General features: G+C 60.5%; 14 protein-coding genes. 8 read left to right on the top strand and 6 right to left on the bottom strand.

What is annotated here, in order from left to right:
• Positions 1 to 86: 86 nt before the first annotated feature.
• On the top strand, positions 87 to 398 hold the full coding sequence (locus tag AB4N73_RS02330) for an Mpo1-like protein (protein ID WP_095180692.1): 312 nt from the start codon (positions 87 to 89) through the stop codon (positions 396 to 398).
• A gap of 14 nt (positions 399 to 412) precedes the next feature.
• Complete coding sequence (locus AB4N73_RS02325) at positions 413 to 1,003, top strand: HD domain-containing protein (protein ID WP_056783723.1); 591 nt, start codon at positions 413 to 415, stop codon at positions 1,001 to 1,003.
• A 110-nt stretch (positions 1,004 to 1,113) separates the two neighbouring features.
• On the opposite strand, the gene AB4N73_RS02320 is transcribed toward AB4N73_RS02325, so the two are convergent.
• Positions 1,114 to 1,929 carry a UDP-2,3-diacylglucosamine diphosphatase gene (locus tag AB4N73_RS02320; RefSeq protein ID WP_056783721.1) on the bottom strand — a complete coding sequence of 272 codons (816 nt, stop codon included), beginning with the start codon at positions 1,927 to 1,929 and terminating at the stop codon, positions 1,114 to 1,116.
• Positions 1,930 to 2,064: 135 nt separating this feature from the next.
• On the opposite strand from AB4N73_RS02320, the gene AB4N73_RS02315 reads away from it, so the two are divergent.
• Together AB4N73_RS02315 and AB4N73_RS02310 are read left to right on the top strand one after the other, a co-directional pair.
• A complete protein-coding gene (locus AB4N73_RS02315; RefSeq protein WP_353187800.1) occupies positions 2,065 to 2,829 on the top strand; it encodes an AraC family transcriptional regulator in 765 nt (254 codons plus the stop codon).
• A 72-nt stretch (positions 2,830 to 2,901) separates the two neighbouring features.
• Positions 2,902 to 3,795 (top strand): DMT family transporter, encoded by an 894-nt coding sequence (locus AB4N73_RS02310; protein WP_095180689.1) that lies wholly within the window; start codon positions 2,902 to 2,904, stop codon positions 3,793 to 3,795.
• On the opposite strand, the gene AB4N73_RS02305 is transcribed toward AB4N73_RS02310, so the two are convergent.
• Positions 3,789 to 4,076: an Rdx family protein gene (locus AB4N73_RS02305; protein WP_076566525.1), complete on the bottom strand. Its 288-nt coding sequence runs from the start codon at positions 4,074 to 4,076 to the stop codon at positions 3,789 to 3,791. The genes AB4N73_RS02310 and AB4N73_RS02305 overlap by 7 nt on opposite strands.
• A gap of 71 nt (positions 4,077 to 4,147) precedes the next feature.
• On the opposite strand from AB4N73_RS02305, the gene AB4N73_RS02300 reads away from it, so the two are divergent.
• Positions 4,148 to 6,337, top strand: a complete 2,190-nt coding sequence (locus AB4N73_RS02300) for a patatin-like phospholipase family protein (RefSeq protein WP_310214889.1) — start codon at positions 4,148 to 4,150, stop codon at positions 6,335 to 6,337.
• A 128-nt stretch (positions 6,338 to 6,465) separates the two neighbouring features.
• On the opposite strand, the gene AB4N73_RS02295 is transcribed toward AB4N73_RS02300, so the two are convergent.
• The 3 genes from AB4N73_RS02295 to recQ form a co-directional block, all read right to left on the bottom strand.
• Positions 6,466 to 8,268, bottom strand: coding sequence for a FimV/HubP family polar landmark protein (locus AB4N73_RS02295; protein ID WP_252868982.1), 1,803 nt, complete (start codon positions 8,266 to 8,268; stop codon positions 6,466 to 6,468).
• 127 nt (positions 8,269 to 8,395) lie between these two features.
• Positions 8,396 to 8,830 carry a MarR family transcriptional regulator gene (locus AB4N73_RS02290; RefSeq protein ID WP_016771142.1) on the bottom strand — a complete coding sequence of 145 codons (435 nt, stop codon included), beginning with the start codon at positions 8,828 to 8,830 and terminating at the stop codon, positions 8,396 to 8,398.
• Positions 8,831 to 9,139: 309 nt separating this feature from the next.
• Positions 9,140 to 11,269: a DNA helicase RecQ gene (gene recQ / locus AB4N73_RS02285; protein WP_024012058.1), complete on the bottom strand. Its 2,130-nt coding sequence runs from the start codon at positions 11,267 to 11,269 to the stop codon at positions 9,140 to 9,142.
• Positions 11,270 to 11,666: 397 nt separating this feature from the next.
• Here recQ and AB4N73_RS02280 point away from each other — a divergent pair, with 397 nt between their 5' ends.
• From AB4N73_RS02280 to AB4N73_RS02270, 3 genes are all read left to right on the top strand, one after another.
• Complete coding sequence (locus AB4N73_RS02280) at positions 11,667 to 12,254, top strand: UPF0149 family protein (RefSeq protein ID WP_460142886.1); 588 nt, start codon at positions 11,667 to 11,669, stop codon at positions 12,252 to 12,254.
• 10 nt (positions 12,255 to 12,264) lie between these two features.
• Positions 12,265 to 12,660: a YbaN family protein gene (locus AB4N73_RS02275; RefSeq protein WP_460142885.1), complete on the top strand. Its 396-nt coding sequence runs from the start codon at positions 12,265 to 12,267 to the stop codon at positions 12,658 to 12,660.
• Between the two features lie 149 nt (positions 12,661 to 12,809).
• A complete protein-coding gene (locus AB4N73_RS02270; RefSeq protein WP_460142884.1) occupies positions 12,810 to 15,830 on the top strand; it encodes an Ig-like domain-containing protein in 3,021 nt (1,006 codons plus the stop codon).
• Positions 15,831 to 15,997: 167 nt separating this feature from the next.
• Here the strand turns inward: AB4N73_RS02270 and AB4N73_RS02265 are convergent, their stop codons facing one another.
• Positions 15,998 to 23,845, bottom strand: a complete 7,848-nt coding sequence (locus AB4N73_RS02265) for a retention module-containing protein (RefSeq protein WP_460142883.1) — start codon at positions 23,843 to 23,845, stop codon at positions 15,998 to 16,000.
• Positions 23,846 to 24,015: the final 170 nt, after the last annotated feature.

The raw sequence follows: 24,015 nt of genomic DNA, 5'->3' as shown, positions 1-24,015 counted from the left end.
GGCCCACGCCAATGATCACTCTAGACTCAAATAAGCTGCCCGACGCACAACTTGTTGCCAGAACAATCACCACAGAGAGCGCGGTCGTGGAAAACATCAAGCAGTTCAACAGCTTCGCCGAGTTCTATCCGTATTACCTCGCCGAACACAGCAACAGCACCTGCCGTCGTCTGCATTTCATCGGCACTTCTCTGGTCATCTTCATTCTCGCCCTGAGCATCGCCAAAGGCGCCTGGCTGCTGTTGCTCGCGCTACCTCTGGCCGGTTACAGCTTTGCCTGGATCGGCCATTTCTTTTTCGAGAAAAACCGCCCGGCGACGTTTCAGTATCCGCTGTACAGCCTGCTCGGCGATTTCGTCATGTACCGCGACATGATTCTCGGTCGCGTGGCGTTCTGAATGAGGGTCTGCCAATGAATGCCCATGCTCGCTTCACCCATATGAAGGACGGCACCGAGGAAGACTGGGCGATTATCGCCGCCGATTTCAGTGCCTATGCCAGACAGCTGCCATCGCGGATCCTCGCGCATTTGAAGCTGCTTGAAGGCGACTTCGGTGGTTTCCCGGTGGATCGCCTGACCCACTCGTTGCAAACCGCGACCCGCGCGTTTCGCGACGGGCGTGACGAGGAATACGTGGTCTGCGCGCTGTTGCACGACATCGGCGACACCCTCGGTTCCTACAACCATCCGGACATCGCCGCAGCGATTCTCAAGCCGTTCGTGAGTGCGGAAAATCTGTGGATGGTGGAGAAGCACGGCATCTTTCAGGGCTATTACTTCTTTCATCACCTGGGCATGGATCGGCATTTGCGCGAGCAATTCAAGGACCATCCGCAGTTCCACGCCACTGCCGAGTTCTGTGCCAAATACGATGCGGCGGCGTTTGATCCGGCGTATGACACGCTGCCGCTGAGCTTCTTCGAGCCAATGATGGAGCGGCTGTTTGCGCAGCCGAAGAACTCGATCTACAAAGCCGCGATGCAAGAACACAGCCCGGCCTGAGAACACATGTGGGAGCGAGCCTGCTCGCGAAAGCGCTGTATCAGGCACATAAGCTTTGTCTGACACTACGCCTTCGCGAGCAGGCTCGCTCCCACAGGGTGATCTTTCGCTCAGGCGAGCTCGGCAACTTTGGCAGCCTTGAGCTCCGCCTCCCGCGCCTGGGCATCCGCCAGCCGATACAACTCGATCGTGCCGTCCCAATGCTCGATCAACGCGGTGCACGATTCGACCCAGTCGCCACAATTGAGGTAGTCCACCTCCCCCACCTTACGAATCTCGGCATGGTGTATATGCCCGCAAACCACGCCATGCAGTTCGCGCTTCACGCACTCGTGGGCGATGGCTTCTTCAAAGTCGCTGATGAAACTGACGGCGGTCTTGACCTTGTGTTTCAGGTACGCCGACAGCGACCAGTAACCGTAGCCATAGCGGGCGCGCCAGTGATTGAGCCAGCGGTTGAGGGTCAGGGTGAATTCGTAGGCGGAGTCGCCGAGAAACGCCAGCCAGCGGTGATAGCGGGTGATCACGTCGAACTGATCGCCGTGAATCACCAGCAAATGCCGGCCATCGGCGGTGACATGCACCACTTCGTCGACCAACTGGATATTGCCCAGAATCAGTTTCGAATAGCGCCGCAGGAATTCGTCATGGTTGCCGGTGACATAGATCACCTCGGTGCCGCGCTTGCTCATGGTCAGCAGGCGGCGGATGACGTTGGTGTGGGCTTGCGGCCAGTACATGCCGCTGCGCAGTTTCCAGCCGTCGATGATGTCACCGACCAGATAGACCTTGTCGGCGTGGTAGCCCTTGAGAAATTGCGACAAGTGCTCGGCCTGGCAATCCCGGGTGCCCAGGTGCACATCGGAGATCCACAGGGTTCGCACCCGTTGTTTGCGACTGGGTCGGGCGAGCTCGGCGCTGGTCATGGGCAACCCTCTGCGATGTTTTCGCCAGCTTGCGCGCGCCGGGTTAATCGACCGTGACAAGCGTGAGTCAGTCGTGTGACAACGCATCCGGCGTACGGCGGTGTAGACTGAGGGCCACTTCGGAGACAACCTGCCATGCGACCGATCCTCACCTTGCGTCAGTACACCCACGACTTGATTGTGCACAGCCACGAGCACCCGCAGTTGGTGTTCGGGCTGTCCGGTGCGCTGGATTTCGAGGTCGAGGGCTGTGGCAGCCAAGTGCGTCAGCAGAGTGTCGTGGTGGTTCCGTCCGGCGCTCATCATGCCTGCGACAGTCCCCAAGGCAGCAGCTGCCTGGTGCTCGACATCCCTGAAGGGCAATGGGTGCAGGATTCGCTGGGCGCGCATGCCGAGGCCAGTCGCCGCTTGCTCGATCATCCGGGGCGGCTGTCGCTGGACTCGGGGCAGAGCCAATTGGTCAACTGGCTGGCGAACAGTCCGGTCAGCGATCCGTTGATCGCGCAGCAAGGCGCGGTGTTGCTGTTGGCCAGTCTCAATCACGCGCAACCTGCCGAACTCCGCGCGCGTCGCTTGCCCTACGCCGCGCTGGATGCGCACATCGAGCAATACGCCGCCTATCCGCTGCAAGTGGCCGACCTGGCGCGCGTGGCCGGGTTGTCCAGCGCGCGCCTGCACGCTCGGTTCATGGCCGAATGCGGACAGACGCCGATGGATTACATCCGCAGTCGACGCCTGCATCTCGCGGTGCAACTGCTGCGCGACACTGCATTGCCGATTGGTGAAGTAGCCAGTCGCGTCGGTTACAGCTCGCAAAGTGCGTTCTCGGCAGCAGTCCTACGTGAGTTCGGCTCGTCGCCCGGACATCTCCGGCGCGATTCCTACGACAAAAGACGATAGCCTGCCGACAGACTTGCAGGCCGAGACGCGGTTCAATGGCCCCATGAAGTTGAACCTGAAAAAAGGAATGCAATGACTCCGCGTACCGCCCTCGGCGCTCTGCATATCGGCGCTTTGATGTTTGGCCTGACCGGTGTGTTCGGCAAACTCGCTGCCGCATCCCCTGCTGTGATCGTATTTGGACGTGCAGCTTTCGCCGTGCTCGCCCTGGCATTTTTTGCCCGTTTCGCCAGCCAGCATGGTTGGCAGAAACTTCAGGCCGTGGACTGGCGGCGCCTCGCCCTCAGCGGCGTGTTGCTGGCCGGGCACTGGGTGAGTTTCTTCATATCCGTGAAGATCGCCGGGGTGGCCATCGCCACGTTGGGCTTTGCCAGTTTCCCGGCGTTCACGGTGATTCTCGAAGGACTGATCTTCCGCGAACGCATCCGTGCCAATGAAATCGTCCTGGTGGTATTGGTCAGCATCGGTCTGGTGCTGGTGACGCCCGCATTTGATCTGGGCAGCGGCGCCACCGTCGGCTTGCTTTGGGCAGTGTTGTCCGGCCTGCTGTTTTCCCTGCTGTCGCTGACCAACCGCGCCAGTTCCGGGCGCATCCCGGCGGTGCAGGCAGCGTTGTGCCAGAACGTCGTCGTGGCGTTGTGTCTGTTGCCGGTCGCGGCGCCGCAGTTGAGTCAGGTCCGAGCGCTGGACTGGTTGTGGATCGCCCTGCTCGGAGTGTTCTGCACGGGCGTGGCGCACAGCCTGTTCGTCGCCAGTCTGGCGGTGATCAAGGCACGCACGGCGGCAGTGGTGTTCGCCATGGAGCCGGTCTACGGCATCACCCTCGCCTGGCTGCTGTTCAGTGAAACCCCGACCCTGCGGATGCTCATCGGTGGCGCGTTGATCATCGTCGCGATTGTGGTGTCGGCGCGGATGTCAGGCGGCAGCGACAAGACAACCGTCGCCGCCGAGGCCGCCTCTCACTGAGTGCGGTCGTTGTGGCCGAGGTCGCGGTCAGGATCGATCTGATCGCGCACTCGCTGCTTCAATACCTTGGCCTCAGGGAAACCACCGTCGGTCTTGCGCTCCCAGATCTGCACACCCGCACAAGTGATATGAAACACCCCACCGGTGCCCGGCACCAACGACACTTTGCCCAAGTCGTCAGCGAAGGTGCTGAGCAGTTCCTGAGCCAGCCACGCCGCGCGCAGCAGCCACTGGCATTGAGTGCAATAAGTGATGACAACTTCGGCTTTGGCGACGGTCATGATCGCTGAAACTCCTGAGACAGAGGGCGCCGCTATAATAGCCGGCTTTACCGCTTGCCCCGAGACTCACAATGCGCCGTTTGCTGTTCTGCCTGCTGCTTGGTTTCCTTCCCCTGCTGGTTCACGCCAGTGAAGCGCCACGACCGAAAGTCGGCCTGGTGCTGTCCGGCGGCGCTGCGCGCGGGCTGGCGCACATCGGCGTGCTCAAGGCGCTGGAAGAACAAGGCATCAGGATCGACGCGATTGCTGGCACCAGCATGGGCGCGGTAGTCGGCGGCCTGTACGCCTCGGGCTATAAGATCGACGAGCTGGAAAAACTCGCCCTGAGCATCGACTGGCAAGCGGCGCTGTCCGACGCGCCGCCGCGTGAGGACGTGCCATTTCGACGCAAGCAGGACGACCGCGATTTTCTGGTGAAGCAGAAACTCAGCTTCCGCGACGACGGCAGTCTCGGCCTGCCATTGGGGGTAATTCAGGGCCAGAACCTCGCACTGTTGCTGGAAAGCCTGTTGGCGCACACCAGCGACACCCGCGACTTCGACAAACTGCCGATCCCGTTTCGGGCCGTGACCACCGACATCGCCAATGGCGAAAAAGTGGTGTTTCGCAAAGGCCACCTGCCGCAAGTGATCCGCGCGAGCATGTCGATCCCGGCGGTGTTCGCCCCGGTCGAGCTCGATGGGCGCCTGCTGGTGGACGGTGGCATGACCGACAACATCCCGCTGGATGTTGCGCGGGAAATGGGCGTCGACATCGCCATCGTCGTCGACATCGGCACGCCGCTGCGCAATCGCAAGCAACTGACCACGGTGGTCGATGTGCTCAATCAGTCGATCACCTTGATGACCCGGCGCAACTCTGAAGAACAACTGGCGACTCTGCATGCCAATGACGTGTTGATCCAGCCTGCGCTGGCCGCGTTCGGCGTGACCGATTTCGGCAAGGCTCAGGAGATGATCGACGCCGGTTACCGCGCCACGCGGATCCTCGATGCGCGGCTGGCGCAACTCAAGCCGACTCAAACCCAGGACGCGGAACTGAACGCCGCCCGTCAGCCGGGCCAGCGCACGCCGATCATCACCGCGATCCGCGTCGAAAATGACTCGAAGGTCGACGATGACGTGATTCGCTATTACATCCGCCAACCGATCGGAGCGCCGCTGGACCTGGGCCGCCTGCATTCGGACATGGGCACGCTGTACGGCCTCGATTACTTCGATCAAGTGCGTTACCGCGTGGTGCACAAAGGCCAGGATCACACCTTGGTCATCAGTGCCAGCGGCAAGCGCAGCGGCACCGATTACTTGCGGGTCGGCCTGAATCTGTCGGACGACATGCGCGGCGACAGTGCTTTCAACCTTGGTGCCAGTTATCGCGTCAACGGCATCAACCGCCTCGGTGCGGAATGGCTGACCCGCGCGCAGATCGGCGACAAGCAGGAGCTGTACAGCGAGTTCTATCAGCCGCTGGACGTCGGCTCGCGTTACTTCGTCGCGCCCTACGGGTCGTTCGAGGCGCAGAACGTTGACTCGGTGCTGGATAACGATCCGATCGCCCAGTATCGCGTCGAGCGTTACGGCTTCGGCCTCAACCTCGGCCGGCAGATCGGCAACAACGGTGAAGTGCGACTCGGCGTCGGCCAGGCCTGGGGCAAAGCTGACGTACGCATCGGCGATCAGGATCTGCCGAGCGAGAGTTTCAACGAAGGCTTCTATACCGTGAAGTATTCCTACGACTCGCTGGACAACGTCTACTTTCCGCACGAGGGCAAGGACGTCAGCCTGACGTTTGCCCAGTTCGAACCGGGCCTGGGTTCAGACAATCGCTATCGCCAGTGGGAATTGAATTTCGACAAGGCCATGAGCCACGGGCCGGATACGCTGATACTCGGCGGGCGCTACGGCCGGACGCTGGACGATGCCAATGTGGTGACCTCAAGCTTCCTGCTCGGCGGCGCGCGGCAGTTGTCAGGATTCCGTGAGGATGCGCTGTCCGGGCAGAATGTCAGCCTGATGCGCGCCGTGTACTACCGCCGCCTGACGCCGCGCTCGTACCTGCCGCTGGACTTCCCGCTGTACGCCGGCGCCTCGCTGGAGCGCGGTCGGGCGTGGAACAATGACAATGAGTTCGACAGCGGCTACATCAACGCCGCGAGTGTGTTTATCGGCTTCGACACGCCGCTGGGGCCGTTGAACTTCACGTATGGGTTGAATGATGCGGATGAGCAGGCGGTTTATCTGAATCTGGGGCAGACGTTCTGACCTGAGACGGTGTTGGCCGATCTGACGCCTTCGCGAGCAGGCTCGCTCCCACAGGGAGAGCGCATTCCATTGTGGGAGCGAGCCTGCTCGCGAAAGCGGTCTCGGATGAACGCGAAATCCGTTGGCGCTCAGCGAATCCCCGCCAACAACGTCCTTGCCGTCTGCTTCAACGGCTCATCCCCTTCCCTGAGCAATTCATTGAGCAGCGCGATCGCACTGTCGATGTCGCCATCGTCGATGCAGGTTTGTGCCTGTTCGAGCTTGCCGGCGGACTCGATGTCGGTGGACTCGGGTGGTTGCAGATCCAAAGGTTCCAGCACCAGCGACGGCTCGGGATCGCCGAACTCATTGAGAAAGTCATCGTCGAGCGGCTGGGCGTCGGGTTCGGGTATCCATTCAAGTTCGGCTTCTTCAGCAGATGCAGCCTGTGGCAGGTCAAAATCGACAGGCAGCACTGACAAGCTAGTGCCCAGCTCTGGATCATCGATTGGCGGTGCGGCGGAATCGGTGCGGCTGTCGTTCAGATCCCAATTTGAATCCATCGACAGCTCGCCCAGATTCAATTCGAAATCATCCTCGAGAGCGCCGGGCGACGATGCAAGCGGCGCAGCTGCGGTCGCTGCCGTGGCCACGGGCAGCTCAGGCGCGATTGGCGTTGCTGCAAATGCCGCCGGTGCGGCGCCTGCCAGTTTGGGATGGCGAGCGCGGGTTTCAATCAGTTCGCGCTCATCGACGCCAAGCGCACGCAGGCGGTTTTCCTGCTGTTCGTAAGCGGCGCTGTCACCCTGGCGCCCAAGAACCTCCAGCAACTGCAAACCGAGATCGGTGCGTTCAGGCTCCTTGTGCAAGGCATCGCGCAGCAGCCCGGCGGCTTCGCTGAGCCGGCCGTAGGCCAGATAGATGCCCACAGCCTCCAGCACGTCGCCGGCACCGGGTTCGTCGCGATGATCGGCGGCCGCGTGCGCACCGACAGATTGTTGAAGTTCAGGCTCATCAACGTTGTCTTCGGCGCTCACAGGCAATAGCGGCATCGGCGTGCCATCTGCGGTCGAACCTTGCTGACGGCGACGTATGAGCAACGCAGCCAGCACGCCCAGCAGCAATAGAAGTCCGCCGAGCAGCGGCCAGTTCACGCCATCGTCTGCCGCCTCGACCGGGGCTGAAACAGCGGCCGGAACCGGAGCGACCACGGGCGGTGGCGGTGCTTTCTGCACTTCGGCCAAGCGGGTTTGCAAATCTTCAATCTGCTTCTTGCCGTCGGCTATTTGCACTTGCTGCTCTTGCAGCCTGAGGTTCTGTTCGTCGAGGGTCTTTTGCAGTTGCTGGGTGAGCAGCACGCTGGCGGCCAGTTGCTCGGCCTGCGCATCATTGGCAGGCGGCGCCGGCGTTGGCGGCACAGGCGTCGCAGGGCGTTTGCCTTGGGCAGCCTGGGGCGGTGCGGTAACCGGTTCGACGGTTGGAAACTCAGAAGATTGCGGGCGCGGATCCGGCTCGTCGGTGGCGGGCACGATGCCCGGCGAACCCGGCGGATCGATCAACACCGTGTACTCGCGCAGCAGACGGCCGTTGGGTTGATCGAGCTGCACGAGGAAATTCAGGAAAGGTTCGTTGACCGGTTTGCCGGACGTCACCCGGATCATCTGGCGGCTGCCGCGCAGGATCGGAGTGAACTTGAGGTCATTAAGAAAGAACACCCGCTCGACGCCCGCCCGGCCGAACTCATCCGCCGAAGCCAGGCTGGCCGAGAGATCGTTTTGCGTCAACGTGCCGACATCGACCAGCGCGATGTCGGCCTTGAACGGCTGATTGAGGGCTGAGTGAACAGTGATTTCGCCCAACCCCAACGCCATCGACCAGGTCGAATAGCTGAAAACGCCAGCGAGCAGCAGCCATTTGGCGCCCCCGCGCAGCACGTGCCGACTTGCGAGCATGAGCATCCCTTAAATAAGCAAAACCGGTTTCTATGCGTTCGCACATCCGGTACGAACACGATATTGCCCAGTAGTTCTTATAGTCCGCTCAGCGCGATCTCTCAAAAAATCGCTGCCGGGATGTGCCTCAAGATTTTTCCAGGTTGGCCAGGATGTGACCGTGTACGCGCATGCACACCTTCAAATCCGCCTCATCGACGCCCTCGAACAATTCGTGGCGCAGTTGCGTGGCAATGGTTTCGATTTGTTCGATCAAGGGCAAGGCAGGTGCGCAGAGCACGATTTTTTTCGCCCGGCGGTCTTCCATCACGGACTGGCGTTGCACCAGTCCCTGGTTCTCCAGACTATCGAGCAAGCGCGCCAGGGTCGGGCCTTCGACGCCGACACTCTGCGCCAGTTCGCGTTGGGTCGGCGCCTCTTCAAAACGCGCCAGATGCAGCAGCACCAGCCAGCGCGCCTGCGACAGGCCCAGCCCGGCGAGGCGACGATCCAGTTCGGCACGCCAGCCACGGGACATCTGGGCCAGTTGCATACCAAAGCGATGTTGATCGGTTAACGGCATAAAACACTCACGGTTAGACTGAAAATACGGAAAATCTAATTATTAGTCAGCTAAGCATGGGCGGCAGTTATAGGCAAGAGTGGCTCTGTACTGAATCGTTACAACTGCGCGAAGATCAAAAGCATCCCTCACCCTAGCCCTCTCCCAGAGGGAGAGGGAACTGAGCGGGGGATGCTTTGAAAATTCGCCGACCCGACAGCGCTCGCTGAATCCATAATCGACTCGGTTTTGCAGGTCGAGTCTGCCGCCAGACACCGCGGTCGGCTCCCTCTCCCTGTGGGAGAGAGCTGGGGTTAGGGAACGGCCAGATTACATCTCGAATTCAGACTGCAACGCCGCCCGCACACAATAAAGCACGCCTTCAGGAACACGTCCGGCGAACAACTCGGCGACTTCGGCGACGGACGGCAACTCGCCCTCGCCATCGAGAAACGCGTCCTGCACTTCGCCCATCAATTCCTCAGGCAAATCCAGCGCCTGCTCCAGCGACAACTGCTGCTTGCCGATGGCTTCGGCGAGCATGGCGTAGACGTTCTTCTCCGAGCACTGCAACTGCCCGGCGATCTGCAGCGGGGTCATGCCGGCGCGGGCCAGGGTGATCAGCTCGTGACGGACATCGGCGACCACCTTCGGCGCCTCCGCCTCGCCGCCGAGCACTTCGAGGAAGGCTTCGCCATAGCGCTCCAGCTTGCGTGCGCCGACGCCGCTGACCCGGGCCATTTCCGCCAGAGACGTCGGCTGGCTGCGGAGCATTTCCAACAACGTCGAGTCGGGGAAGATGACGTACGGCGGCACGCCGTGTTCTTCGGCCAATTTGCGCCGTAGTGCGCGCAAGGCTTCCCACTGTTCGCGTTCTTCGCCGCGCACCAGTTGGCTGGCCTGGCTCTTGCTACCCGTTTTGGCAGTGACTTGCGGTTTCAGGTCACGGCGCAGTTCCAGTTTCACTTCGCCTTTGAGCAGCGGCCGGCAACTGTCATTAAGACGCAGACCGCCATAACCCTCGTGATCGACATCGGCCAACCCACGCGCCACCAACTGGCGGAACAGCGAGCGCCACTCGCTCTCGCTTAATGCCTTGCCAACACCGAACACCGACAAATGCTGATGGCCGAAGCTGCGCACCTTTTCGTTGTCCTTGCCCAGCAACACGTCGACCAGATGACCGACGCCATAGCGCTGGCCGGTGCGGAAAATCGCCGACAAGGCCTGACGAGCAGGTTCGGTGGCGTCCCAGGTCTGCACGCCGTCGACACAGTTGTCGCAGTGCCCGCACGGCTCAGGCATGTCTTCATCGAAATAGGCCAGCAACGCCTGCCGGCGGCAGCGGGTTTCTTCGCACAGCGAGAGCATCGCGTCGAGCTTGTGCTGCTCCAGACGCTTGTGCCGCTCGTCGCCTTCGGAGTTCTGCAGCATCTGCTTGAGCATCACCACGTCTTGCAGACCGTAGGCCATCCACGCATCCGCCGGCAGCCCGTCACGGCCGCCGCGCCCGGTTTCCTGGTAATACGCCTCGAGAGATTTCGGCAGATCGAGGTGCGCGACAAAACGTACGTTGGGCTTGTCGATGCCCATGCCGAACGCCACGGTGGCGACCATGATCAGGCCTTCCTCGTTGAGGAAGCGCTTCTGGTGATAGGCGCGCAGATCGTTGGGCAGACCGGCGTGATACGGCAGCGCCGGGAAGCCCTGCTCGCTGAGGAACGCCGCAACTTCTTCGACCTTCTTGCGCGACAGGCAGTAAACGATGCCGGCATCGCTGCGCCGCTCGGCGAGGAACGCCAGCAACTGTTTGCGCGGCTGCTCCTTGGGCACGATGCGATAGAAGATGTTCGGGCGGTCGAAACTCGACAGAAAGCGCTCGGCGTTCTGCAGGTGCAGGCGATCGACAATTTCTTCGCGGGTGCGCTTGTCGGCGGTCGCGGTGAGGGCAATGCGCGGAACGTTGGGGAACAGCTCGGCCAATTGACCCAGTTGCAGGTATTCGCGACGGAAATCGTGGCCCCATTGCGATACGCAATGCGCTTCGTCGATGGCGAACAGGGCGATTTCCAGGCTTTGCAGGAACGCCAGCATGCGTGGCTGCACCAGACGCTCGGGCGCGAGATAGAGCATTTTCACTTCGCCGCGCTTGATCCGCAGGGCGAGATCGCGCTGCTGCTCGGCACTCAGCGTGGAGTTCAGCGCAGCGGCGGCGACGCCCAGTTCTTCAAGGGTGGCGACCTGATCGTCCATCAGTGCGATCAACGGCGAAACGACCACCGCCAGGCCCTCGCGCAACAGTGCCGGCACCTGGAAGCACAACGACTTGCCGCCACCGGTAGGCATCAGCACCAGCGCATCACCGCCGCTGGCCACGCGCTCAATGATCGCACCCTGACGGCCACGGAAACTGTCGTAGCCGAAGATGTCCTTGAGGACGCGTTGAGCCTGTTCGAGCATAAAAACTCCAAAAATCTACCGATACATCCCTGCTCAGGCTGGTTCAGAGCAGCCTCGGCTGCTTAAACAAAACGTAAGAACACATTGCATGACCAGCGCAGCGCCGGCAGGGATCGCAAAACGCGGCAGTATACCCGAGGCCTTCGCCGCACAGGGTGCCGCTGAGAAGACACCGCCCGACCGACACACAAAAAGCCCTTGTGGGAGCGAGCCTGCTCGCGAAAGCAATCAGTCAGTCAATGCAACAGTGCCTGACATGCCGCCTTCGCGAGCAGGCTCGCTCCCACATGGCTTTGTATACCGTCCGGCAATTACGGCAAATCTGCCAAGCGGCTGGCTAGAGCGCGCAAGAAAGCCTAGAATTCCCGCATTGTTTATTCCCCAAGGTAGCCCCGTAATGTCCTTCGCTGAGCAACTGACCCGCCTGCAAGTCTTCCTCGATGCCGACGAGCTGCACGACGAGGCGCTGGATTACGTCGCCGCCCACGGTTACCTGACCGCGCTGTCTACCTGCTCCGAAGACGTTCCGGAGCGCGAGTGGATCGACGCGCTGTTCGCCGAAGAGCCGCATTACGCCGACGAAGCCCAGCGTGCCGAAATCGAAGCCACACTGATCGGCCTCAAAGCACACATCGCTCGCCAACTGGCCTCGGATGAAGAATTCGAATTGCCGTGCGAACTGGATCTGGGCGAAGAGCCGGACGATTCCGAACTGCGCGGCTGGTGCATCGGTTTCATGGAAGGCGTGTTCCTGCGTGAAGCGGCCTGGTTCGAAACCGCCGAAGAAGAAGTCAGCGAAATGCTCCTGCCGATCATGGTCGGTTCCGGCCTGTTCGACGAGCAGCCTGAGTTCGAAGACATCGCCAAGGACGCCAACCTGATGGACGACATGATCGTTCAGATCCCGGAAGCCCTGACCGCGCTGTATCTGCTGTGCCAGGCCCCCGACGAAAAACCGGCGATCCTCAAGCCTCGTCATCACTAAGAACCGGCCTATGGACAACCCCATAGGCAACCGCCCCCTGATGTTGCGCTACGTCCTGCTGGCCATCGGCTGGCTCAGCGTCGCATTGGGGGTGATCGGCATCTTCCTGCCGGTCCTGCCCACCACCCCCTTCCTCCTGCTCGCCGCGGCCTGCTTCGCGCGCAGCTCTCCGCGGTTCTATCGCTGGCTGGTCGAACACCCACGCCTGGGGCCATGGATTCGCGACTACCTCGAAGGCAACGGCATCCCGCTCAAAGGCAAGGTCTACACGATAGGCCTGATGTGGGTGAGCATTCTGTTCTCGTGTTATCTGGTGCCGTTGGTTTGGGCGCGTGGGTTCATGCTGACCAGTGCGGTGTTGGTGACGGTTTATATTGTGCGGCAGAAGACCTTGAAAAAACGCTGATTGCTCCACCGTCGGCGGCACAACCGTTCATCCGATATCCGTCCGCACCTGTCAGAGTTGACAGGTGCGCGCTTTAACGTCGCATGCTTAATTCTTCCGTATCGGCGCTGACAGCCCAGGTAAGCGCCCCGTATGGAAGGCGAAAATTCATGACCAGCTCACAATACCTGATATTCCCTCCTGCGCCGCGTTCCGGTATCGGTGTGCTGGCCCTCTATCCGCCGCAACCACTTCTGCACAAGCTGCAAACTGACCAGAGCTACGGTATCAACATCGCCATGATTGCTCAGAACATTAACGGATTGGGCTTCAGTCTCCCGGCGTATCTGTCTCAAGCCCTCGGTGACCGTATCGAAGTCTTCCTCGATAGACCCGATGTCACCACCCCTTCGTCCGTGATTGATTTCGCCCTTACAGAGGACGATTTTGAGGCCGATGGAAAGACCCCTAAAACCGTACTTTTTTACATTACAGCTGAAACCCTCGAGGAGAAATTCCTGCCGTTTACCGACGTCAGGCTGGATTGCTGGTTTAAAGTCACGAGACTGAGCGGCAACCCGGGGGAATCGCCACACTCACAACTCTGGTTCAAACATCCCGCTCCGGGCGAAGCGGACATTGACGGCGGCAAGCCTTCCAATCAGGGCCTCAAGCTGCCGATCGCATCGGAAAGTATCGTCGATCAGAACGTCATCGATGAGGGCATGGAAGTCACGGTCAAGCATTACTTCAATCAGCAGATCGGCGATACGGTCGTGCTGACATTTGGTTCGCTGCGGCTGGACTTTGTCGTTACCGACGACTCGGCCGACATCGTTTTCAAGCTGACGCCTGACTTGCTCGGCAAATTGCAACAAACCAGCAATCTGGTGGTGCGCTGGAGCGTTTATGACATTGTCGAGAACTCCAGTGGTTTTTCGGAACCGCTCATTCTGCCGTTCAAGCCCGTAATAACTCTGCTGACCGCGCCGATTTTCGAGCAGTCCGATGCCGACGACGTAATACACCATGACTGGCTTGCAGGCGGCCCGACGAACATTCTCCTGACGGGCAGTTTTGCGATCAACGATGTGATCGCCCTGACACTGGAAGGATTCACCCGAAACAACGTGCCAGTCACTCATACCTATTCTTTAACGGTGACCGTAGACAGCAAGACACTGAACTTTCCCGTGGAAAATTTCCGCATTCAAAATGTGATAGGTGGAAGTTTACGGGCAACTTATATTCTGACCAGAGCAGGTCAGTCCAAACTTTCCAAACCTGCTGACGTCACCGTTGCGGGTAAATCCTTGCCACTGGGAGCACCGGAGGTCACCCCACTGGTGGAAGGTGAGCTGGCAGTCGACACTGCCAAAGCCTTTATAAATGTCGCCAGTTTCTGGCCCTTGAAACAAGGGGCAGAGGTCAAGCTGCATTGGCAGACCACAGACACCAACGGCAAGTTGGTACGGTTTACTTGGGGACAGCTTGTAACGGATCCTTCAAAGCCCATCGTTTTCGAGGCCGAGAACGAGTACATCAAGCCCTACGCCAGCGCGAGACTGGCCGTGCAGGCCACCATCACCAATCCCGGCGAAAGTGAAGTCTTTTCCGATATCGCGCAGTTGAAGATCGGCGATCCCAAGGAGCTTGTCCTCACGCCGCCCTCACTGGTATCGCCTTTCACTAATCCGCTTGATCCCTTGGCAGCGCTGCCGAGCATGCTGGTGGAATATCTCGATGCCAAGACCGAGAAGGTTCGCCTGGTGTGCACACCACTGCCCTTGGGATTTGATCGCTTCCCGCTGGTAGATCTGGATTCGGCCAAACAAGCCCGCTTTACGTTCGACAGGCGCCTCATTGTGGCGCTTCACGGTGAAACCGTGCGATTCAAATTCAACCTGAATCAGGACGGCAAGAAAATCGGATCTTCTCCGGAAACTGAGATTTCTTTCAAACTGATCGCTGATCAGGATCCCAGGTTTCCGAGACCGCGAATCATTGGCATTGATAACGCAATCCTGGACGTAAAAAAACTGACCAGCGCAGACAAATTGGCGGTCAACCTCTGGCACGGACAACGGCCGGGCCAGAGCATGACGCTGGTGCTGATCGGCATCGACAGCAAAGACAACCCTGTTCGCCACGTCATCATGAACGCGGAGGCGAGCGTCACCAGCGCCGGGCTGATACGGGAACTGTCAACGCCGACGCTGGAAGTGTTGAAAAATCTCAAAAGCGGCAGTACGGCGACATTGATATTTTCCGTGCGCCTGGGGTTGCGCGGCAATCCAGTGGAATTTCCCCACCAGACCTATCAGATCGAATCTCTGGTTGAGTTGCAGCCGGTCATCACACTGATTAAGGACTCGCAGAACAGGGAGATTCCGCATAGCGACCTGACGGTTGATCCGAATGTCACGATCGAGGGAACTGCGAGCGTAGAACAGCAGGTTGAAGTTCTGGTGAATGGCAAGTCGATAGAGACATTGACCACAGACAAGGACGGGAAATTTTCAACGCTATTGAAGGGGCTCGTTGTCGATGTACTGACAGTCGTGCAGATTCGAGCACTCTATGGCGACGGTCTTCTCTCTCCTTTACGCTCGTTCACGCTGCGCAAAGCGCTGCAAGTCAACAACAGCGCCATGGCCCTGTCAGGACTGAGAGTTTATGCATGGCGCCACACTCACAGTGCAGATTTTCCAAACAATACCCAAATCCGCGCCGCCGTCCCGTCTACAGGCGTCCACCCGATCACCTACAGAAGCAGTAATCCGAACGTGGCTTATGTCGACGGCAACGGGAAAGTCACGGGCATACGTAACGGCAATACGTACATTACCGTACAGGACCGATTCAGCTCATTTTCCTATTACGTCAGTGTGACGAATGTTTATCAGTTGGCTATCGGCGGCTACGGCATGACACACCAAGAGGCGCTCAACTGGCGATACAGCATTCCGGGCGCAGAAGCCATGGGTGGTGCACTGCACACAATGCAAGTGGTATATGGACCCGATCCTTATTGGCCAATAGCCGCTGGGGGCATATACCGGATGTGCGATGAAGGCGGCTGCCCGAGCAACTCGCGGTCGATATATGCGCATGCCAATGGCGGAATTGTTTGCCATCCGGACCTGAATGCCCGATGGGCGCCATGGTGTATCTATCCCATTTACGGATAAACCGGCCTCTTCGCGAGCAGGCTCGCTCCCACAGTTTCACCGCTCTCCCCTGTGGGAGCGAGCCTGCTCGCGAAGGCTGACTTAAAGACAACACGTCTCTACAGACAGACAAAACCCACCGTCCCGAATCAACCGGGGCGGCGGGTTTTGTTGTTTCAGACCTCAGATCAGACCGTATCCACCTTCAACGAATGATCATTTAGCATGCCGCTGATGATCGTCGCTGTGTCGTGACCGCTGGCAATCATGCCGCCTGCGCCCGGGGTCACGCCGTAGTGGCTGGCGAGGTTGACGCCGGCCAGGTCGATGGTCTGGCTCGGCGCGGCGCCGGCCATGGCGCTGACGTCGATGCTGGTCATCACCGAGGCGCCGCTGCCGCTGACGGTGAAGTGCAGATAGTCGTCCAGCGACGCGGTGCTGGCGTTTTCGCCTTGCAGCAGTTGCGACAGATCGAGCCTGTCGGTGCCGGGGGTGAAGTCGGTGATCAGGTCGTGGCCGCTGTTGCCCTTGAGCCACTGGAAGGTGTCCGCCCCTGCCCCGCCCGTCAGCGTATTGTTGCCCATTCCACCGATCAGCAAGTCATCGCCAGCGCCGCCATTGAGGAAGTCGTTGCCGAGGCCACCGTTGATCACGTTGTTGTTGCCGTCGCCGGTGAGGCTGTCGTTGAAGTTGGAGCCGAGCAGGTTTTCGATGCCGGTCAACGTGTCAGTACCGGCGCCGAGGGTGTTCTGCGCACCGAGCAGGCCGAGATTGACGGTGACCGCGGCTGTGGCGTGGGCGTAGCTGGCGGTGTCGCTGCCAGTGCCGCCGTCGAGCAGATCGTTGCCCGCGCCGCTGTAGAGCAAGTCGTTGCCAGCGTCGCCGTGCATTTCGTTATTGCCGGAGCCTGCCGTGAGTACGTCGTTGCCGTCGCCGGCATTGATCACGTTGTTGCCGCTGCCCGCCACCAACACATCGTCGCCAGCAGTGCCGGTCAGGGTGTGGCCGTCCTGATAGCTGATGCTGACGTTGGCCGTGTCGCTGCCGCCGTGGTTGTCGTTGGCGGCGTAAGTGCCGTGGTAGTCCGGCGTGATGTCGTGGGCCGCGGCGTAGTTGAGGGTCATGGTCAGTTGGTAGTTTTCCGCCGCGTTCGGGTTGCCGCCACCATTACCAATGTTGGTGATGTGGATCTGGTAGACGCCGTCCGCCGAAGCGCTGAGGGTCTGGCCGTCCGCCAGCGCCATCCAGGCACCGCCATTGAGCGAATACTCCATACTGATCTTACCGGCCCCCAGATTGTGATCGAGGTTGAGGGTTTCGCCCTGGCGCAGGTGGACGGTGATGCGATCTTCGTCATTAGCATTGCTGTTGCTCACCATGCCCAGATAACCGCTGACTACCAGCACGGCGGTCATGGTCGCGGCATTGGCGCTGAAGGCGCTGCGCACGTTGGTCAGGTTCTGGTTGGCGGCGCTGTTGCTCTGCCCGGTGAAACCGATCAGGCCGGTACCGGTGAAGTCCGCCGCTTTCGACACCCAACCGGTATTGAAACTGGTGGGTGTGGCGTTGAGGGTGTCGCCGTTCGGATCGGTGTCATTGGCCAGCAACAGCTCGCCCGGCACCACGATGTTGCCTGACAGCACGTTGGTGATGACGTGGTCGTCCATCGCTACCGGTGGCGCGTTGGGGATCACTTTCACCGTCAGGGTGGAGCTGGCCAGATCGCCGTCGTTGTCGCTGACGGTGAAGCCGATGTTTTCGGTGATCACCACTGCGGTGGTTTTCTGCGAGGTGTAGCTGTATTCGCCGGTATCAAGATTGACCACCAGCGTGCCGCTGTTGTTGGTGGCAATGCTGACGCTGTTGTTGGCGGTATTGAAGGTGCCGTGATTGGCGCCGCCGCTCGCGGTCAACGAACCCTGGCCACTGAGGGCTTTCGGATCGTAGGTGTAGGTGGTGCCGTCGACCACGATCGACTTGATGAAACCGCCATCGGCGCCGAACGAACCGCCCTCGCCCAGCAGCGAACCGGTGACCGGCGCGCCCTGCACGGTGCCGGACAATACCGAGTTGAGCTGATTGAGATCGGTGACCACCACCGCATTGGTATTGGTGTGGTTGATGCCATCGTAGGCCAGCGGATCGAGGTTGGCGTTGCTCACGCCACTGCCCAGACCAATGGCGTAGTTCTTGATGTTGTTGGCGTCGAGGAAGTTTTTCAGCGCGGCTTCGTCAGCCGTGCCGATGTCGCCCTCGTTGGGCTTGCCGTCAGAGAAGAAGTAGCCGACGTTCTGTGCCCCGGTGAGTTTGCCGGAGGTGTTGAACGCGGTCTGCATCACTGCTACGGCAGCATCGTAGTTGGTGCCGCCGCCAGCGTTGAGACCGGCGAGGAGTGTCTTGGCGGTGGCGACATCCACCCACACGGTGGTGCGGTCGGCGGCATTGCTGCTGAACGTCACCAGCTGCACTTTCACATCGCCCAGATCATCGTACTTGTCGAGCAAGGCACCAATGGCCTGCTTGGCCAGTGCCAGCCGCGACAGGCCCGGCACGCCAGAGGCATCAGCCATACTGCCGGAGATGTCGAGGACGATGAGAATGTTCGAATCGATCTCCACTGCGGTTACCGAGCGATCCGAGGCAACGGCTTTCGGTATGTCGTCGACGATGTTGACCACGAGGGTGCTGGTGGTGCTGTTGCCCAGTGCATCGGTGGCTTTGTAGGTGAACGTTTCGCTGAGGGTGTTCGGCCCGTCGTTGGCGTTCGGCGCGGTTTTCGGCGCCGAGGTCAGCGTGTAGGTGTAGGTGCCGTCAGCGTTGAGCAGCAGTTGCCCGTAGCTACCGGTGGCGTTGCCGACCAGGGTGTAAGTGATCGCGCCGCTGCCGCCACTGACCGAACCGACCAGCGTGCCGCTGGCGGTTTCACCGGTATTGCCCGGTTCGCTGCCGGTGACTGTGCCGGGGGCGAGATCCTGGCCATCCTTGTTCAGGTCGAGGGCTTTTTCATAGACCGTCACATCCTGATCGACCGAGGCGACCAGTTTGCTGTCGGCGACGTTGATGGTCAGCGTCGTGGTGCTTTCATCGCCATCGCTGTCACGGATGGTGTAGGTGAACGTGTCGGTCGCGCCCGGCGGGCTCACCGAGTTCGGGTTGCTGTGGTAAACCGCATTGCCCGCCGCGTCGAGGGTCAGGTAGCCGTAGTTGCCGTTGATGTTGCTGTTGAGCCCGCCGCTGGCTGATGTCGCGGTGTTGCTGCCGGCCCGCACGCCGACCACCGTTGCGGCACCATCGGCGCCGCTGCTGTCATTGCCGAGCACACTGACATTGACCGTGCCGCCCTCCGCCACCGAGCCGGTATCGGCGTTGGCAGTCGGCAAATCGTCGACGATATTGACGTTGATCTGACCGCTGGCGGTACTGCCATCGGTATCAGTGGCGACCACATCGAAGCTCTCGCTGAGGCTGTTGGCGCCGCTGGCGTTCGGATGAGCTTCGTTGTCGACCAGGGTGTAGCTGTAACTGACCGCGCCGGTGGCCGGATCGTAACCGGTGATGGTGAAGGTGCTGCCCAGCGGCGAGACCACCGATTGCGGCAAACCGGCGGTGACGCCATTGCTGATCACGGCGATGCCGCCGACCGTGAGGGTTTGCAGGCCATCGAGGGCGGTCACGGTGAAGCTGCCGCTCTGGGTCAGCGCCGAGGTGTCGGGGTTGCTGCCGTCGCTGAGGTTTTTCTCGTAAACAGTGATTTCGCCGCCCTTCACGTTGAGGCCGTCGAGGCACACCGGATCGTCATTGTTGTGGATGTTCAGCACCAGGTTGGCGGTGCTGGTGTCGCCGTCGGCATCGGTGATGGTGTAGGCGAAGGTTTCCGTGCCGTTGCCGCCGCCCTGGAGGTTTTTGAAGTCGGCGTCATTGGCGTCCAGCGTGTAGGTGTAAGTGCCGTTGGCGTTGAGCACCAGCGTGCCGTAAGTGCCAGTGAAAGTACCGGCGGTCACCGAACCGCTGGCGACGCGGTCGGCGCCTTGCACATCGTTGTCGAGGACGTTGCCGGTCAGGGTCACCTGGGCTTCGGTCGCGTTGTCGGCATTGCTGTCATTCAGCGCCTTCGGCACGTCATCGACGATGCTCACAACGATCGTGCTGGTGACGACATTGCCCAGCGAATCGGTGGCCTGATAGGTGAAGGTTTCGCTCAGGCTGTTGGCGCCGTCGTCAGCATGCGGCGTGGTGGTCGCTGGCGAAGTCAGGGTGTAGGTGTAAGTGCCATTGGCATTGAGGACGATCTGCCCGTAATTACCGGTGGCGCTGCCGACCAGTGCATAGCTGATCGCGCCGACCGCACCAGTGACCGAGCCGACCAGGGTGCCGGAAGCGGTTTCGCCAGTGCTGTTCGGATCGCTGCCGACCACACTGCCCGCCGCCAGATCCTGGCCATCCTTGTTCAGGTCGAGGGATTTTTCGTAGACGGTGACGTCAGTGTCGCTGACCGCTTTCAGGCAGCTGTTATAGACGTCGATGGTGATCGTCGTGGTGCTTTCATCACCATCGGAATCGCGCACGGTGTAGGTGAACACATCCACCGCACCCGGACCGTTCACCGCGTTGGGATTGCTGTGATAAACGGCGTTGCCGTTGGCATCAAGCGTGAGGTAACCGTAGGTGCCGTTGATCTGCGAATTGAGCCCGCCGATGGCCGAAGTCGAGGTGTCGGCACCGGCACGCACGCCGACCACTGCGCCGGTAATCGCCGGGCCATCCGCGCCGCCGATATCGTTATCCAGCACATTGCCGCTGACGGTGCCGCCCTCCGCCACCGAAGCCGCGTCCGCATGCGCGGTCGGCAAATCATCGACGATATTGACGTTGATCTGGCCGCTGGCGGTACTGCCATCGGTGTCAGTCGCCACCACGTCGAAGTTCTCGGTGAGGCTGTTGGCGCCGTTAGCGGTTGGATGAGCTTCGTTGTCGGCCAGGCTGTAGCTGTAACTGACTACACCGGTTGCCGGGTCATAACCGGTGATAGTCAACGTGCTGCCCAGGGGTGTGATCACCGATTGCGGGAAACCTGCGGCCACGCCGTTGGTGATCACCGCGATGCCGCCAACCGTGAGGGTCTGCAGACCATCGAGAGCACTGACGGTGAAAGTGCCGTTCTGGGTCAGCGCCGGGGTGTTGGGGCTGGTGCCGTCGCTGAGGTTTTTTTCGTAGACGGTGAGTTCGCCACCGTTGACGTCGAGGCCGTTGAGCAGCACCGGGTCGTCGTTGTTGTGAATCTGCAGAACGAGGTTGGCAGTGCTGGTATCGCCGTCGGCATCGGTGATGGTGTAGGCGAAGGTTTCCGTGCCGTTACCGCCGCCGGTCAAGGCTTTGAAGTCGGCGTCGCTGGTGTTCAGCGTGTAGGTGTAGGTGCCGTCGGCGTTCAGCATCAACGTGCCGTAAGTACCGGTGAAAGTACCCGGCGTGACTGGGCCGGTCGGTACGCGATCGGCGCCTTGTATGTCGTTGGTGAGGACATTGCCAGTCAGCGTCAGTTGGCTTTCTGAGGCAGTGCCATTGCTGTCATCGTTGGCTTTCGGCAGGTCGTCGACGATGTTCACATCCAGCGTGCCGTTGGCTGTCGTGCCGTTGTCATCGACTACCGTAACCGCGAACTGCTCAGACAAATTATTCGCGCCGTTGGCGTTCGGATGCGCTTCGTTGTCGGCCAGGGTGTAGCTGTAACTGACCACGCCGGTTGCAGCGTTGAAACCGGTGATGGTCAGCGTGCTGCCCAGTGGCGTGGTGATCGATTGCGGGAAGCCTGCGGCGACGCCGTTGGTCACCACGGCGATGCCGCCGACGGTCAGCGTGGTGACGCCGTCCAGTGCAGTGATGGTGAACGTGCCGTTCTGCGTCAGCGCGCCAGTGTCCGGGGCGCTGCCGTCGCCGAGATTTTTCTCGTAAACCGTCAACTCGCCACCGGCGACGTTCAGGCCGTCGATGATGACTGGATCGTCGTTGTTGTGGATCTGCAGAACCAGATTGGCAGTGCTGGAATCGCCGTCGGCATCAGTGATGGTGTAGGCGAAGGTCTCTGTGCCGTTACCGCCGCCGGTCAAGGCTTTGAAATCGGCATCGCTGGTGTTCAGGGTGTAGGTGTAAGTGCCGTCGGCGTTTAGAACCAAGGTGCCGTAAGTACCAGTAAATGTACCGGCCGTGACTGGACCGGTGGGTACGCGGTCGGCGCCTTGTATGTCGTTGGTGAGGACATTGCCAGTCAGCGTCAGTTGGCTTTCTGAGGCAGTGCCATTGCTGTCATCGTTGGCTTTCGGCAGGTCGTCGACGATGTTCACATCCAGCGTGCCGTTGGCTGTCGTGCCGTTGTCATCGACTACCGTAACCGCGAACTGCTCAGGCAGATTGTTCGCGCCGTTGGCGTTCGGATGCGTTTCGTTATCAGCCAGGGTGTAGCTGTAACTGACCACGCCGGTTGCAGCGTTGAAACCAGTGATGGTCAGCGTGCTGCCCAATGGCGTGGTGATTGACTGCGGGAAGCCTGCGGCGACGCCGTTGGTCACCACGGCGATGCCGCCGACGGTCAGCGTGGTGACGCCGTCCAGTGCAGTGATGGTGAACATGCCGTTTTGCGTCAGCGCGCCAGTATCCGGAGCGCTGCCGTCGCTGAGGTTTTTTTCGTAAACCGTGAGCTCGCCGCCAGCGACGTTCAGGCCGTCGATGATGACTGGATCGTCGTTGTTGTGGATCTGCAGAACCAGGTTGGCGCTACTGGTATCGCCGTCGGCATCAGTGATGGTGTAGGCGAAGGTCTCTGTGCCGTTGCCGCCACCGGTCAAGGCTTTGAAATCGGCATCGCTGGTGTTCAGGGTGTAGGTGTAGGTGCCGTCGGCGTTCAGAACCAAGGTGCCGTAGGTACCGGTGAATGTACCGGGCGTGACTGGACCGGTGGGTACGCGGTCGGCGCCTTGTATGTCATTGGTGAGGACATTGCCGGTCAGGGTCAGCAAGGTTTCCGAGGCAATGCCGTTGGCGTCGTCAAACGCTTTGGGCACGTCGTCGGTGATGTTCACGTCGAGGGTGCCGGTGGCGCTGTCGCCATTGCTGTCGGTGGCGATTACGGTGAACTGTTCGCTGAGATTGTTCACGCCGTCGCCGGCCGCGTGGGTTTCGTTGCCGTTGAGGGTGTAGCTGTAGCTGACCGTGCCAGTGGCCGCGTTATAACCGGTGATGGTCAGGGTATTGCCCAGTTGCGTGGTGATCGACTGGGGAAAGCCGATCGGCACGCCGCCAACGATCACGTTGATGCCGCCGATGCTCAGGCTGTTCAAACCATCCGCTGCCGAGACCGTGAAGCTGCCACTTTGCGTCAGCGCGCCTGGATTGGCCGCTGTACCGTCAGGCAGATTGGCTTCATTGAGGTTGAGTTCACCATCCGCCCCATTGAGGCCGTTGAGGATGACCGGGTTGTTCACTGGTGGCGGTGGCACCACGACCGGCGCCGGCGTGTCGTCACCATTGTCGATGTCCGCGTCGCGACGATAATCAGGAAATTCGGGAATGCCATTGAAACCGGCAGTGGGGAAACCGATGATCGGATCGACCCGGCCGCCGACTTCGGTCAGTAGAACGAAACTGTGCCCGCCGCCCAGTTCACCGGTATTGCCGGTGGGCGCGTTGGGGCCGGCCGCAGTGGCTTCGGCAGTTTTGCTTGGGTCTTCACCGGCGGCGATGGCTTGCTGGATTTGCTCGACATCGGTCAGTTGCGCCTGGCTTGGGGTCTGCGCTTCGTCGACGTTCACCGGCACAGCCTGGTCGGCCAGCAATTGTCCGGTCATGGTGATGCTGCTGCCCCGACCGAGGGTCAATTCCTCGCCGTTTTGCAGTTTCACTGCCACCGCGCCTTCCGCGCCGGTGATCAGTTGATCGCCGGCGTACAAACGATCGCCTTCGAACAACGGACGCTTGATGCCGTCGCTCGCTTGAGCGAACACCTGACCAATGACTTTTGTGACCGTACCGATGAGCGCTGCCATGTGAAATCCTCCGCTGCCGACCACCGTCGGCACAGGTTCGCGAAGCAGCCCATGGCTCAATCGGGTTGCCGGGGGCGACGCTCGCACCCTCGACAGTTCGTTTCGCAGGCCCGGCTTGAGGTGAATTGTCAGCGCTATCAAGCACTTGCCAACCCTGTTCAATCCGCCGA

The organism is Pseudomonas sp. S3_B08 (assembly GCF_054667725.1).
This window is presented reverse-complemented; position numbering and strand designations above follow the sequence as displayed.